This is a genomic window from Nocardioides humi (genome assembly GCF_006494775.1).
GTDB lineage: Bacteria > Actinomycetota > Actinomycetes > Propionibacteriales > Nocardioidaceae > Nocardioides > Nocardioides humi.
This window is the reverse complement of sequence record NZ_CP041146.1, coordinates 321,676-335,207: the sequence shown is the minus strand read 5'-3', so window position 1 is coordinate 335,207 and position 13,532 is coordinate 321,676. Positions and strand designations below refer to the sequence as shown.

General features: G+C 74.0%; 16 protein-coding genes and 1 riboswitch. Of the genes, 6 read left to right on the top strand and 10 right to left on the bottom strand.

From position 1 onward, the window contains the following. Positions 1-402 carry an Rv3143 family two-component system response regulator gene (locus FIV44_RS01595; RefSeq protein ID WP_181410924.1) on the top strand — a complete coding sequence of 134 codons (402 nt, stop codon included), beginning with the start codon at positions 1-3 and terminating at the stop codon, positions 400-402. A gap of 16 nt (positions 403-418) precedes the next feature. After that, positions 419-1,441 carry an anthranilate phosphoribosyltransferase gene (trpD, locus tag FIV44_RS01590; protein ID WP_141002974.1) on the top strand — a complete coding sequence of 341 codons (1,023 nt, stop codon included), beginning with the start codon at positions 419-421 and terminating at the stop codon, positions 1,439-1,441. On the opposite strand, the gene FIV44_RS01585 is transcribed toward trpD, so the two are convergent. The 6 genes from FIV44_RS01585 to FIV44_RS01565 all read right to left on the bottom strand — a co-directional run bounded on the left by FIV44_RS01585 (position 1,399) and on the right by FIV44_RS01565 (position 6,235). Beyond that, positions 1,399-2,199 (bottom strand): HTTM domain-containing protein, encoded by an 801-nt coding sequence (locus FIV44_RS01585; RefSeq protein ID WP_141002973.1) that lies wholly within the window; start codon positions 2,197-2,199, stop codon positions 1,399-1,401. The two genes, trpD and FIV44_RS01585, sit on opposite strands and share 43 nt — an antisense overlap. Beyond that, positions 2,193-2,543 carry a hypothetical protein gene (locus FIV44_RS01580; RefSeq protein ID WP_141002972.1) on the bottom strand — a complete coding sequence of 117 codons (351 nt, stop codon included), beginning with the start codon at positions 2,541-2,543 and terminating at the stop codon, positions 2,193-2,195. Before FIV44_RS01580 ends, FIV44_RS01585 begins: the two co-directional genes overlap by 7 nt. A gap of 13 nt (positions 2,544-2,556) precedes the next feature. Next, a complete protein-coding gene (locus FIV44_RS01575; protein ID WP_141002971.1) occupies positions 2,557-4,032 on the bottom strand; it encodes a DUF2339 domain-containing protein in 1,476 nt (491 codons plus the stop codon). Positions 4,033-4,224: 192 nt separating this feature from the next. Then, positions 4,225-4,503, bottom strand: a complete 279-nt coding sequence (locus tag FIV44_RS01570; protein ID WP_139621662.1) for an Lrp/AsnC family transcriptional regulator — start codon at positions 4,501-4,503, stop codon at positions 4,225-4,227. Continuing rightward, positions 4,500-4,949 carry a hypothetical protein gene (locus FIV44_RS33475; RefSeq protein WP_342778872.1) on the bottom strand — a complete coding sequence of 150 codons (450 nt, stop codon included), beginning with the start codon at positions 4,947-4,949 and terminating at the stop codon, positions 4,500-4,502. Before FIV44_RS33475 ends, FIV44_RS01570 begins: the two co-directional genes overlap by 4 nt. Next, positions 4,841-6,235 carry a DEDD exonuclease domain-containing protein gene (locus FIV44_RS01565; RefSeq protein ID WP_342778871.1) on the bottom strand — a complete coding sequence of 465 codons (1,395 nt, stop codon included), beginning with the start codon at positions 6,233-6,235 and terminating at the stop codon, positions 4,841-4,843. The genes FIV44_RS33475 and FIV44_RS01565 overlap by 109 nt, the downstream gene beginning before the upstream one ends. 432 nt (positions 6,236-6,667) lie before the next feature. Here FIV44_RS01565 and FIV44_RS01560 point away from each other — a divergent pair, with 432 nt between their 5' ends. The 4 genes from FIV44_RS01560 (at position 6,668) to FIV44_RS01545 (ending at position 10,710) form a co-directional block, all read left to right on the top strand. Further along, complete coding sequence (locus tag FIV44_RS01560) at positions 6,668-6,874, top strand: hypothetical protein (protein WP_141002970.1); 207 nt, start codon at positions 6,668-6,670, stop codon at positions 6,872-6,874. Positions 6,875-7,041: 167 nt separating this feature from the next. Then, a riboswitch (cyclic di-AMP (ydaO/yuaA leader) is annotated at positions 7,042-7,207 on the top strand. 26 nt (positions 7,208-7,233) lie between these two features. Continuing rightward, positions 7,234-8,229: a C40 family peptidase gene (locus FIV44_RS01555; protein WP_246086756.1), complete on the top strand. Its 996-nt coding sequence runs from the start codon at positions 7,234-7,236 to the stop codon at positions 8,227-8,229. Further along, positions 8,226-9,434: a hypothetical protein gene (locus tag FIV44_RS01550; RefSeq protein ID WP_141002969.1), complete on the top strand. Its 1,209-nt coding sequence runs from the start codon at positions 8,226-8,228 to the stop codon at positions 9,432-9,434. The genes FIV44_RS01555 and FIV44_RS01550 overlap by 4 nt, the downstream gene beginning before the upstream one ends. Before the next feature lie 25 nt (positions 9,435-9,459). Further along, positions 9,460-10,710: a M48 family metalloprotease gene (locus tag FIV44_RS01545; RefSeq protein ID WP_141002968.1), complete on the top strand. Its 1,251-nt coding sequence runs from the start codon at positions 9,460-9,462 to the stop codon at positions 10,708-10,710. Here FIV44_RS01545 and FIV44_RS01540 read toward each other — a convergent pair. The 4 genes from FIV44_RS01540 to FIV44_RS01525 all read right to left on the bottom strand — a co-directional run bounded on the left by FIV44_RS01540 (position 10,700) and on the right by FIV44_RS01525 (position 13,520). Beyond that, positions 10,700-10,870, bottom strand: a complete 171-nt coding sequence (locus FIV44_RS01540) for a Flp family type IVb pilin (RefSeq protein ID WP_141002967.1) — start codon at positions 10,868-10,870, stop codon at positions 10,700-10,702. The two genes, FIV44_RS01545 and FIV44_RS01540, sit on opposite strands and share 11 nt — an antisense overlap. A gap of 77 nt (positions 10,871-10,947) precedes the next feature. Then, positions 10,948-11,148 (bottom strand): Flp family type IVb pilin, encoded by a 201-nt coding sequence (locus FIV44_RS01535; protein WP_141002966.1) that lies wholly within the window; start codon positions 11,146-11,148, stop codon positions 10,948-10,950. Positions 11,149-11,298: 150 nt separating this feature from the next. Then, positions 11,299-11,949 carry a response regulator gene (locus FIV44_RS01530; protein WP_141002965.1) on the bottom strand — a complete coding sequence of 217 codons (651 nt, stop codon included), beginning with the start codon at positions 11,947-11,949 and terminating at the stop codon, positions 11,299-11,301. Continuing rightward, complete coding sequence (locus tag FIV44_RS01525) at positions 11,946-13,520, bottom strand: sensor histidine kinase (RefSeq protein ID WP_141002964.1); 1,575 nt, start codon at positions 13,518-13,520, stop codon at positions 11,946-11,948. Before FIV44_RS01525 ends, FIV44_RS01530 begins: the two co-directional genes overlap by 4 nt. Positions 13,521-13,532: the final 12 nt, after the last annotated feature.

Here is a 13,532-nt window from a genome sequence, read left to right as displayed (position 1 = left end):
GTGAGAACCCCAGCGACTCTGAAGGTGCTCGTCTACAGCGACGATGTGCACACCCGCGAGCAGGTCATCCTGGCGCTGGGCCGCCGGCCCCACCCGGACCTGCCGGAGCTGGAGTACGTCGAGGTCGCGACCGAGCCGGTGGTCATCCAGAACATGGACGCCGGCGGGCTGGCCCTGGCCATCCTCGACGGCGAGGCCGTCCCCGCGGGCGGCATGGGGATCGCCAAGCAGCTCAAGGACGAGATCCTCGACTGCCCGCCGCTCGTCGTGCTCACCGGGCGTCCCCAGGACGCCTGGCTGGCGACCTGGTCGCGTGCGGACGCCGCCGTACCGCACCCGATCGACCCGATCCAGCTCGCCGACGCCGTGGTCTCGCTGCTGCGTGCCCGCGTGCCCGCCTGAGGCGCGCGGTCCGGCGATGACCTGGCCCGACGTCCTCGGCGCCCTCGTGGCCGGGGAGGACCTGACGCCTGCCCAGTCCACCTGGGCGATGGGCGAGATCCTCGGCGGCGAGGCGACCCCCGCCCAGATCGCGGGCTTCGTGGTCGCGCTGCGGGCCAAGGGGGAGTCGATCGACGAGCTCACCGGGCTCGTCGAGGCGATGTACGCCGTGATGACGCCCATCTCGGTCCCCGGGCGGCTGCTCGACGTCGTCGGCACGGGCGGCGACCGCTCGTTCTCGGTCAACATCTCGACCATGTCCGCGATCGTGGCCGCCGGGGCCGGCGCGCGCGTGGTCAAGCACGGCAACCGCTCGGCGTCGTCGCAGGCCGGCACCGCCGACGTGCTGGAGGCGCTCGGCGTCCGGCTCGACCTCCCGGCCGCCCGCGTGGCCGAGGTGGCCGAGGAGGCCGGCATCACCTTCTGCTTCGCCGCGGCCTTCCACCCGGCGATGCGGCACGCCGCGGTGCCCCGCAAGGAGCTGGGCATCGGCACGGCGTTCAACGTCCTCGGCCCGCTCGCCAACCCCACCCGGCCGGCCGCGCAGGCCATCGGGTGCGCCGACCCGCGGCTCGCGCCGGTGATGGCCGGCGTGTTCGCCCGTCGCGGCGTCGACGCCTGGGTGTTCCGCGGCGACGACGGGCTCGACGAGCTCACCACGACCACCACGTCCCGGCTGTGGATCGTGCACGGCGGCGAGGTCCGTGAGGTCACCGTCGACCCGGTCGCGCTCGGCATCGCGCCCGCGACCGCCGAGGACCTGCGCGGCGGCGACGCCCAGCACAACGCCGGCGTGGTCCGCGACCTGCTCGCGGGGAAGGGCGGTCCGGTCCGCGACGCCGTGGTGCTCAACGCCGGCGCGGCGCTCGCGGTCTACGACGCCCCCGGAGCGCCGTACGACGAGGCGCTGGCCGCCGGCATCGCCCGCGCCGCCGAGGCGATCGACGCGGGTGCGGCTCAGGCGACCCTCGACCGCTGGGTCGCCGCCGCCTCGTCCTGAGGGAGGCGCGGCCAGGTCCAGACGGACGGGTACGCGCTGAGGCACAGCAGGGCGAACGCCGCGAACACCAGCGGCGCCCCCAGCAGGGCGATGATCGACAGGTGGAGGAGCACGCCGAGCCCGAGCACCCACCGGCGGGTGGCGCGCCACCAGATCCCGGCGCCGATGGCGACCTCGGTGGGGACGCTCGCCCAGGCGAGGAGTCCGGCCGGAACCCAGTCGGGCGACATCGAGTCGACCAGGTCGCCGGAGAGGAACTCGGGGTTGAGCTTGCTGAGGCCGGCGAACACGTAGCAGGCCGAGACGGTGGCGACGATCAGGAGCTGGGGCCACCACGGCACCTCGGCGTCCCGGCCGCCTCGGGCCGGGCGGAGCAGCGCTCGCAGCGAGCGGGCGTGGTCGGCGCGGGCGAGCAGGAACCAGACGCAGAGCAGCACCAGCAGGAGGCGATGGTTGCTGTAGAGCTGCTGGTCGGCCAGCAGGAGGAGCACGTTGCCGACCGCGAGGGTGGCCGTGCAGAGACGGCTCGCCGCGCCGAGCAGCAGGAGCAGGCACGCGGTCGCCATCACGAGGAGCCACGGCCCGGCCGGGAGCGCCTCGGGGGAGAGGAGCCCGCCGCTGACGGGGACCCGGATCCGCCCGTCCTGCAGCCCCGACAGCTGGACGGCGCCCTCGACGCAGGTCAGGGCCGCGCCGGCGGCCAGGAGCATCCGCCCCCAGGCCACGGGGCCGGCGGGCACCATGACGGCGGTCAGCACGCCACGCTCCGCCGCTGGAGGCCCCCGGGCTGGGTCCGGCCGACCTCCACCCGGACCGCCGAGGGGAGGCGCCGGCAGAGCTCCTCGGGCAGGAAGGCCGTCCAGTCGATCTCGGTGCGGACGCTGGCGGTCTCGTGCGCGAGATCGACCTCGTGCAGCTGCCCGCTGCGGTCCTCCCAGGAGGCGGTCACCATGCCGTAGCCGGAGTACATCTGGAAGCCGAGCCGGCTCGGCTTCGGGCCGGCCACCAGGAGGACGGCGGGCACCAGGAAGAGCAGGACGACGACGCCGGCGACGACGTGGTCGCGCCAGCCGTCGAGGCCGGCGCCCGCGCTCAGCCGCACGACCGCACCGCGCTCACGCCTCGTCCGCCGGCGGCACGAGCAGCACCAGGTCGCCGGACCGCTGCAGCACCTGCCAGCCGTCGCGCCGGAGGGCGTACGACAGCCGCTCGTCCTCGGGCAGCAGCGCGGCGCGCGGGGCGAGGCGCGCCAGGGTCTGGTCCCAGCCGGGCTCGAGGCGCGCCAGGCCGGCGTACCGCTCCAGCTCGTCGTCGGTGTAGACGTCGCCGTACCCGTGGAGCGGGACGTCGAGCTGCGGCTCCGTCCACAGCAGCACTCCGCCCGTCGGCCAGTCGGTCACGACGCGGCTGCCGTCGGGCAGCGCCGCCAAGGCGGCCGCGAAGGGGCGGACGTCGTCGGCCGGGTCCTCCACGACGGTCTGGAACGGCGCCGCCGCGAGGGCTGCGCCGGCGAGGAGCGCGACGACGGCGTACTCCCTCATGCCCGTCGGCGGGCGCTCCCGCCGGCGTCCCCACTGCGCCGCCACCACGACGGCCAGGGTGATGAGGGCGAGCGGAACGGTGCGGCCGGAGTAGACCGAGAACGCGCCGCCGAGGGCGAGCAGGCCGATGTCGTAGGGCGCGACGCCGGTGCGGCGGACCAGCAGCAGGACGGCGGCGGCCAGCAGGACCGCCAGGGGCGCGGAGCCGAGGGTGAGGATCTCGGGCACCCCCCATTCGGCGAAGTACCTGCCACGGGAGTTGACCTGGACGACCGCGGTGAGCAGGCGCGGGCCCACCGGCGTCACCAGGGCGGCGGCGAGCATGCCCAGCGGCACCAGGAGCAGGACGACGGCGCGGCGGCGGTCCGGGCGCCGCTCCAGGACGACCAGGACGGCGAGCAGCGCGCTGGCGGCCACGCCGATGATCCACATGCCGTGACAGGTGGCCCACAGCCAGCCCAGCGGCACCAGGAGCCACGGCACCCGGCCGGTGCGCCGGGCGCTGTCCCAGGCGGCGAGGAGGGCGATCAGGAACGCATAGCTCAGCACCTGCGGCCGCAGGGACAGGCTCGGCAGGAGGCCGATCAGCACGATGGCCGCGAGCAGGAGCGAGACCCCCGGGCCGGCGTGGCGCCGCAGCAGCAGGTAGAGCGCCGCGGTCAGGCCGGTGCTCAGCACCGCGAACACGATCACGAGGCCGGTCCGTCCGCCGACGTCGGCGATCCAGGACAGGCCGACCTGGGGCAGCCACTGGGTCGGCGCCCAGTCGTTCGTCGAGGCGGGGCTCGGCTGCCCGGGATGGCCGATCGACCAGCCGTGCCGGAACTCGTCGCCGAAGCGCAGGTGGAAGTAGGTGTCGAACGCCCGGAACGGACGGCGGTCCCAGGCGATCAGCAGGGCCGTGAGGAGCGCCCCGCCGGCCAGCGGCAGGGCGCGGGCGACGAGGGGGAACCGGGGCTCCGCCGGCCCGCCGGGGGCGCGCTCGTCGAGCGTGCGCTCGCCAGGGCTGCGCTCGCCGGGGATGCGCTCTCCGGGGGCGCGGGCGGTCATCTGGCCCCGGGCTCAGAACGTGTTGGGAAAGTCGTGGTCGTCGCGAGCGTCGCATCCGTCGAGTGCGTCGCAAAGGCCACTTCGTTCAGACCTAGATGCGACGGCGGTCTGGTTGCACCATCGAGCATCTGCAACGCCGCGAGGCGCCGACGGGGCGGCGCGCAGCAGGCCACGACCTTTCCCAACACGTTCTCAGTCGAGCCCGAGCGAGAACGCCGCCTCGAGGTCGTGGCGGGAGTAGGCGCGGTAGGCGATGTGGGTCTCGGTGTCGACGACGCCCTCGACCTTGTTGAGGCGGTCGGCGACCACCGCGGCGATGTCGTCGTGGGAGCTCACCCGGACCAGCGCGATCAGGTCGATCTGGCCGGTCACGGAGTAGACCTCGCTCACGCCCTCGAGCGCCGCGATCGCCTCGGCGACCTCGGGGATCCGCGCGGTCTCGGCCTGGACGAAGACGATGGCGGTGATCATGGGGCAACAGTAGTGGGGGACAGGGGCGTCGGGGTGGCGGCGTGGCGGCCCGCGCCCCGCACCGGACAGGCCCACTCGCCGACCACGTCGACCAGGCGCACGCCGGGCGACTCCAGCCAGCGCAGGATCCGCTCGGACTCCTCGGCGGTCGCCGCGGGCGTCGGCCCGATCGCCGGGAGCACGGTCTCGGCGGTGGCCCGGAGGCCGTCGACGTACGCGACCGCGTCGGCGCCGGCGGGGATGACGCCCGCGGCCGCCAGCCGCCCGTGGCGCACGACGTGGACGGCCCAGCGCCCGTCGTCCTCCCGGCGGGTGGCGACCACCTCAGGACAGCCGGTCAGCGCGGTGAGCCGCTGGGTGCGGGCTGCGGCGCGCACGAAGTCGGCCAGCCGGTCGCGGTGGTGGGCCGCCTCCTCGAACCGCTCCTGCTCGGCCAGCGCCGCCATCCGGGCGTGGACGAGGTCGACGACGTCGTCGGGCCGCCGCAGCAGCGTGTCGCGCAGCTGGCGGACGACGGCGGCGTACGTCTGCGGGTCGACGCTCCCGTCGCAGGGGAGAGGCAGCGGTCCATCTCGGCGAGGACGCAGGAGCTGCGCCGCGGCTGCCGGGCGAGGCGGTCGTTGCACTGCCGGATCGGGAACACCTCGTGCAGCGCCGCGAGCGAGCTCTCCGCCGCCGCGCGGGAGGAGAACGGGCCGAGGTAGTCGGCGTCGTCGTCGAGCACCCGCTTGACCAGGGACAGGCGCGGCCACGGCTCCCGGGTCAGCTTGAGCCAGGTGACCTTCTCCGGGTGCCGCGAGCGGCGGTTGTAGGGCGGCTTGTGCTCGGCGATCAGGCGCAGCTCGCGGACCGAGGCCTCCAGCGGGGTCGCGCACTCGACCGCGCTCACCGACGTCGCGATCTGCACCATCTCGCCGATCCGGGTGCGCTTCTCCGAGGCCGTGAAGTAGCTGCGCACCCGGCGCCGCAGGTCGCGCGAGGTGCCGATGTAGAGCACCCGCGAGCTGTCGTCGCGGAACAGGTAGACGCCGGGCGCGTGGGGGAGGTGCTCGGCGAGGTGGCGCTTGCGGCGGGCGGCGCTCGCCACCTTCGAGGAGTAGCCCTGGAGCTCCTCGAGCGTGTGGACGCCGAGCCCGCCGAGGCGCTCCATCAGCCCGTGCAGGACGTCGACCGTGGCGCGGGCGTCGGCGAGCGCGCGGTGGTTGGGCGTCGTACCGGACCGGAAGACCCGGGCCAGCGACGACAGCTTGTGGTTGGGCGCCTCGTCGCGGGTGACGACGTGGCGGGCCAGCCTGACCGTGTCGAGGACCTCGAAGTCGGGCCAGACGAGGTCCTGCTCGCGCGCGAAGTGGCGCAGGAAGCCGACGTCGAAGCGGGCGTTGTGGGCGACCAGCACCGAGCCCCGGGCGAACTCCAGGAACGCCGGCAGCGCGGCGCCGACGGGCGGCGCATCGGCGACCATGCCGTTGGTGATGCCGGTCAGCACCGCGATGAAGGCGGGGATCGAGGTGTGCGGGTTGACCAGGGTCTGGAACTCGCCGAGCACCTCGCCGCCCCGCACCTTGACCGCGCCGATCTCGGTGATCATGTCGCCGTCGGCGACCGACCCGCCGGTGGTCTCGAGGTCGACGACGCAGAAGGTGACGTCGTGGAGCGGCCGGCCGAGCTCGTCGAAGCTGCGCTGCTCGTCCCACCTCGCGGGAGGTGCTGCGGCGGGCGGCGCGGTGGTCATGTCCCCGACCGTAGGCGGAGCCTCCGACGGTTTCGGGGAGCCGCGCTGGCCGGTCGGGATGCCCCACTGGCCCCAGGCGTTGCGCGAGGGTGCGCCCGGTGTCCCCAGGCGAGGTGCCGCGGCCGGTTGTCCACAGCGGATGGTCCGTCGCCCGGCGTGCTGCGCTCCGTGCCGACAGGGTCGTGGACATGCCGTCGCCGGAGCACCAGACCCCGATCGGGCTGGTCCGCCTCGATCCGGAGCTGGTGGCATGGCTGCTCGCGGAGGTCCTCGACTACCCCGTGCCTGCGCACGCCTCGGCACGGTCGCACGCGACCGAGGCGCAGACGGTGGTGCCGCGCACCTGCCACGCCGACGCGGTCCTGGTCCTCGCCGACTGGGCCGAAGGCGAGTCCGCCGGTTGTGTCGGAGGGTGCTGCCAGCCTCACCGGCATGACGACGAGGATCGACTGCGACACCTGCGTGGTGCGCGGGCTGGCCTGCCACGACTGCGTGGTGACCGTGCTGCTGGGCCCGCCGCCGGAGCTGGTGATCGGCGACGACGAGATGGCCGCCCTCGAGGCGCTGGCCGACGGCGGGCTGGTGCCGCCGCTGCGGCTGGTGCGACCGGTGAGCGGCCCGCAGGTGGAGTCGGCGTGACTGCTGTGACCACCGTGACCAGAGAGAGACATGTGACGGATGTGACATCGTGTCGCGGGCGTTCGTCCCCAACACACCCCGGACGGGTTTGGTCCGTCCGGGGGCCGGGACTAGGCTGCTCGCTCAGGTGTCCGAGGAAGTGGGTCGACCGACCCGCGCGGGCACCGCGCTGAGTCCGGATCCACTCGGGGATCCGGAGCCGGGGAACCACTCACTCTGGGGTGAATCCCGTACGAGGCGCGAGGGCGGCGGTCCGACCAGGACCACGGTCCGCGCGAGGAGTGCGGGTAGGGCAAGTCGTGCCCGAATCCGTCAGCTCACCCGGTAGGCGTACGACACCAGAGGGGACCCGCCAGCTCGTGCTGAACGGCCGCACACGCACCACCGCCGCGCTCGCGGCACTCGCCGTCACCGGAGCCATCACGCTGTCGATCAGCGGCGCATCGAGCCCGGCGCAGGCGGAGCCCGACATCGACACCGTCCGGGCCAAGGTCGACCGGCTCTTCCACGAGTCGGAGCAGGCGGCCGAGCGCTACAACGACGCCGAGCTCGAGCTCGCCGAGCTCAACGACGACCTGACCTCGCTCGAGGCCGACCAGTCCCGCCAGGGCGACGCCCTCGCCGGCGTCCGCTCCGACGTGCGCGACTCCCTCATCCAGCAGTACCAGTCCGGCAGCCTCGGCCCCGCCGGCGAGCTGCTGTCCTCCGACTCCCAGGGCTTCCTCGACGAGCTCTCCACCATGTCCACCGTGGAGGGCCTGCAGGACTCGCTCCTCGCCGACTACGGCGCCGAGCTCGAGGCCTACGACATCCGCAAGGACCAGACCGAGAAGCGCCGTGACGGCATCGCGCAGCTCAAGACGACCCTCGCGGAGGAGAAGAAGACCGCCGACGCCAAGCTGGCCGAGGCCAAGGACCTGCTCTCCCGCCTCGAGGCGGCCCAGCGCGCCGAGATCCTCTCCCGCAACGCCGGCCGCCCGATCGACCCGACGTCGATCCCGGCGTCCGGCCGTGCGGCCGCGGCGATCGAGTACGCCCTCGCCCAGGTCGGCGACGCCTACGTCTGGGGCGCCACCGGGCCCAACGCCTTCGACTGCTCGGGCCTGACCATGATAGCCTACGCGCAGGCCGGCGTCCGGCTGCCGCACTCCTCGCGGGCCCAGTACGGCACCGGCACCCGGGTCGCGAAGACCGACCTGCAGCCGGGCGACCTCGTCTTCTACTACAGCCCGATCAGCCATGTCGGGATCTATCTCGGCAACGGCCTCATCGTGCACGCGGCCAACCCGGGCGCCGGCGTCAAGGTCTCCGACCTCGACGAGATGCCCTACGCCGGAGCGGTCCGGCCTGGGTGAGCCGGCGCGCCGCCGCGGCGGTCCTGCTCGCCGCCGCCGTCCTGGCAGGCGGCTGCTCGAAGGGTGAGTACGTCGCCCCGCCGCCGTCGGCGACCACCGGCGACGTCGCCGACCCGGCGGCCGCCGCCGACACCCTGGCGCGCCTCCAGACGGCGATCCGCGACGGCGACGGGGACGCCGCCTCCGGCCTCGGCGCCGACGCCGCCGCGGGGGACCTGCTCGCGGCGGTCGTCGCGAACGCCGCCGCCCTGGGCCTCGCCGACGTCACCCTCCGCTATGTGACCGAGACCGGCCGCACCAGCGGTGCGGCCGGCTGGGACGGCCAGGTCGCGGCGACCTGGCGCGTCGACGGCTTCGACGAGGCGTCGGCGCGCATCGAGCTCCCGGTCTCGTTCGCCGGCCACGGGACCTCGATCGCCGCGCTCGGGGGCTCCGGCGCCCGGCTCCCGCTGTGGCTGGCCGGACCGGTCGCCGTCCAGCGCGACGGGGACGTGCTCGTCGCGGTCGCCGGCGACGCGGCGCAGGCCGAGCGCTATCTCCCGGCCGCCCGGCGCGCTGTCGAGGAGGTCCGCGCGGTCGTGCCCGACCGCGGCGGCCTGGTCGTCGAGGTCCCCGCGGACGCGGAGGGCCTGCAGCGCGCGCTCGACACCGAGCCCGGCAAGTACGCCGCCATCGCGGCGATCACCGCGCCCGTCGACGGCACGGAGGCCGCCGGCAGCCCGGTGCACGTGTTCCTCAACCGGACCGTGTACGACGGCCTCGACCCCGTCGCCGCCCAGGTGGTGATGACCCACGAGGCCGTGCACGCGCTCACCGGCGCCGTGGCGGCGCGCCGGGCGCCGCTGTGGCTGGTGGAGGGGTTCGCCGACTACGTCGCGCTGCGCGACGTCGACCTGCCCCTCGCGAAGACCGCCGGGCAGATCGCCGCCCAGGTCCGCACGGACGGCGTACCGAAGGCGCTCCCGGCGCCCGGCGACTTCGACCCGTCGGCCAGCCACCTCGGCGCCGTCTACGAGGCCGCGTGGCTCGTCTGCGTGACCTTGGCCGACCACGCCGGCGAGCGGGCGCTGGTCGCCCTCTACGAGGACGTGCGCGACGGCACCGACCTCGCCGACGCGCTCCGGGAGCACGCCGGCTGGACCGAGGCCGAGCTCACCACCGCATGGCAGGACCGGCTCGCCGCGTTGCCCGGCGTGGCAGGCTGACGTCGTGCTCCCAGACGATCGGCCGGTGGACCGGTCCGCGGTGCGGCGGGTCGCGCTCGGCACCGTCCTGGTGGGGGTGGCCGCCTTCGTGCTGGTCGCCGCGGCGCGGGTCCCGTGGCACCCCGTCCCCGGCGGCCTGCCGGACGCGGTGACGGCGTCGTCGGTGTTCACCCAGGAGCAGATCGACCGTGGCGAGCACTACGCCCTGTGGGCCCGGATCTGGAGCTGGTCCGGCCTCGCCGTCGCGCTGGCGGTCGCGGCCTGGCTCGGCTTCGGGCGGACCGGGCGCCGCTGGGCCGCGCGACTGCGCGGCTGGTGGTGGGTCCGCGTGGTCGTCGTCGTGCTGGGGCTCACCCTGGTCGGTGAGCTCGCCACGCTCCCGTTCGGCGTCGCGCTGCGCAGGCTCGGGCTCGACGAGGGCCTGGTCACGAGCACCTGGGCGGCCTGGGGCCTCGACCAGGTCAAGGGCCTGCTCATCACGGTGATCGGTACGTCGATCGCGGTGGTCGCGCTCGTCGCGTGCATGCGCCGGCTGCCCCGGCTGTGGCCCGCCGTGGCGGGGCTGGTGGCGGCGCTCCTGGTGGTGCTGGGGTCCTTCGCCTATCCGCTGGTGGTCGAGCCGGTCTTCAACCGGTTCGCGTCCCTGCCCGACGGCCCGCTGCGCTCCGACGTGCTCGCGCTCGCCGACAAGGAGGGGGTGGCGGTCGACGACGTGCTCGTCGCGGACGCGTCGCGGCGTACGACCACGCTCAACGCCTACGTCTCCGGCTTCGGGCACAGCCGCCGGGTGGTGCTCTACGACACGCTCGTGGACGGCTCGCCCCACGGCGAGACGCTGTCCGTGGTCGCGCACGAGCTCGCGCACGCGAAGTACGACGACGTGCTGACCGGGACGCTCCTGGGCGCCGCCGGCGCCCTGGTCGGGGTGGGCCTGCTCGGCCTCCTGCTGCCCGGCGTGCGCCGGGAGCCGGGGGAGGACGGCGGCGACGAGGTGTCCGCCGTGCCGCGGGTCCTGGCGCTCGTCGCGATCGCGACGGTGCTGGTGGCGCCGCTCGAGAACGGGATCAGCCGGGCGATCGAGACCCGGGCGGACCAGACGGCGCTGGAGGTGACCAACGCCCCCCAGGCGTTCGTCGACCTCCAGCGCCGGCTGGCGGTGCGGTCCCACGCCGACCCCACCCCTCCGGCGTGGTCGCAGTGGTGGTTCGGCTCCCACCCCACGGTGCTGCAGCGGATCGGGCTGGCGAACCAGTTCCAGGCGCGTCCTACGGACTGATCGCGCTGTCGAAGCTGGCGTTGGTGTTCTCGAACAGGGTGGAGACGCCGCCGCCGAAGAGCACCACCGCGAACACGATCACCGTGGCGAGCAGCGCCACGAGGAGGGCGTACTCGACCGCGGATGCGCCGCGTTGCTCGATCGCGCTCGATGGGGTCATGGCGGTCCTCGGTCTGTGGGTGGAAGTGCGGCGGCCGCGTCATCGCGAGCGATGACGCGGCCGCTGAAGATGGGCGATCAGCTACCGGTGGCCGCGCCCGAAAGCTCGCTGTTGACGTCCTCGAAGGCGGTGTTGAGCTTGCCGCCCAGGATGACGACCGCGCCGATGATGACGGCCGCGATGAGGGCGACGAGCAGGCCGTACTCGACGGCCGTCGCGCCGCGCTCCTCCATCTTGGCGAGGCGGGCGTTGAGCAGGATGTTGAGGTACTGGATCATCGGGGTCTCCCTCTGCACTGGTTCTTCGTGTCCCCGGGGAGTGCTCCCCGACGAGAAGAACTCTGCCGGAGCCGCGACGGCGGCGGATCGGGAGTTCGTCTCCTCGCTGCTAGTCACTTCGGACTAGCGGCCAGGCGCGTGCGCGGGGCGTCAGCGGGCCGAGGGCTGCACGGTCGAGAGCAGCCCGATCCGCATCGCGGTCACCAGCGCCTGGGCCCGGTTGGCGGCGCCCAGCTTCTGGTAGATCCGGGCGATGTGGGACTTGGTCGTCGACTCCGAGAGATAGAGCCGCTGGCCGATCGCGGCGGCGTTCAGGCCCTCGGCCAGCAGCAGCAGGACGTCGTGCTCGCGCTCGGTGAGCGCCGTCGACTCGGCGGACTGGCGGCGCATCATGGCCCCGACGAGACCGGCGCACACGAAGGCCTTGGGAGAGACCGCGGCGTGCCGGGCCGCCTTGATCACCTCGGTGGACGGGGCGTCCTTGCCGACGAAGCCGGAGGCGCCGGCCTGCATCGCCGCGAAGATCTGCTCGTCGCCGGAGTGCATGGTCAGCACGATCAGCCCGACCTGGTCGCTCTCCTTGCGCAGCGTGCGCACGATGTCGAGGCCGGTGCCGTCCTGCATCTGCAGGTCGGTGATCACCACGTCGGGAGCGACCTCGCGGTAGCGCTGGATGCCCTCGCTCACCGAACCGGCGGTCGCGACCACGCTGAGGTCCGGCTCCAGGTCGATCACGGCGCCCAGGCCGTCGCGGATCAGCTCGTGGTCGTCGATCAGGAGGACGGTGGTCGAGTCGCTCATCGCTGCTCCGTGAGGATCGGGGAGGCGACGCCGTCGGCGAGCGCGCTCCGGGGGATCTTGAGGGCGACCGCGACGGTGAGGCCGCGGCTGGCATTGTCGCGGACCACGAGCTCCGCCCCGATCAGTCTGGCACGTTCGCGCATGATCTTCAGGCCGTGGGAGTCCGAGCGGGCCGCCTGCAGGCCCACGCCGTCGTCGGTGACCGTGATGACGGCCTCGGGCGCGTAGACCTGGCAGCGCACGTCGATCGAGGTGGCCCGGGCGTGCTTGACCGCGTTGTTCATCGCCTCCTGGGCGATCCGGAACAGCTCGGCCTCCACCTCGGGCCGCAGCCGGGTCGGCTGCTCGTCGAGGCGCACCCGGATCGGGATGCCGGAGGACTCCGAGAGGTGGCGCGCGACATTGCTGATCGCGGCGCCGAGGCTCTCGCTCTCGCCGATGCTGGTGCGCAGGTTCATCACCGACTGGCGTACCTCGGAGACGACCTTCGAGACCCGCTCGCGCAGCATGGTGAGCGCCTTGGCCTGCTGCTCGTCGGCCGGGCGGGCGGCGAGGGCGTCGATGATGTAGCCGAGCGAGGCGATGTCCTGGGCGACGCCGTCGTGCATCTCGCGGGCGAGCCGGTTGCGCTCGTCGGCGGTCGCGGCGTCGCGGAACTGGGCGAACAGCAGTGCGGCGTCGAGCTTGACCGCGGTGTCGGCGAGGTCGTCGGCCACCGCCGTCAGGGGGAGCGGGCGGGTGGTGTCGGACCCGGCCGGGCGGAGGCCGGCCACGATGGCCTGGTCGCTGACCCGGAACGCGAAGCCCTCGCCGATCTCGACCGGGCGGTGGGTGCCCTCCTCCTGCATCCGGACGTCGCCGGCGAGGGTCTCGGTCGCCACGGCGTCGGCCGGCTCGAGCTCCACGGTCGAGGCGACCGAGGCGAGGGCGTCGCCGCGCGGGACGTACAGCACGAGGGCGCGGTTGGGGATGCCGTCGCTGACCTCGCTGAGCAGCTCGCCGCCGAGGGAGCCCACGTCGAGCCCCGAGCTGAGGCTGCCGGCCAGGCCGATCAGCTGCTTGAGGTGCTCCTGCGCGTCGCGGTAGGGCGCCACCGGGTCGGGGACCCGGTCGGAGGAGAAGGTCACCGCGGCGATCAGGCTGAGCCCCAGGCCGGCCATGACCCACGTGAAGATCGCCACGGCCTGGTCGGAGGTGATCTCCTCCCACCACATGAGGCTGAGCGCCACCACGGCGATCAGCTCGACCAGGACGGTCCGGACCATGGTGCGCACGCCGGAGATCGCGGTGGCGTAGAGAGGCGGCACGACGAGCGCGGCCAGGATGACGGGGGAGTTCTCCATGCCGAGCGCGCAGACGACGCCGATCGCGGCGGCTTCGGTCATCGGGCTCAGCGAGAGCTGAAGCTCGCGGCGTGTCGCGGTCACCGCCTGGTAGATCCAGAGTCCGCCCACGGCGGCCAGGGCGAGCAGGCCCTGCTCCTGGTGGAACCACACGATCGGCCCGCCGATGGCCAGCAGCGCGAAGAGGCGCGCCGCGCCCACCACCGCATAGGTCTGGCTGCTCGGCATGGTCTCCACCCT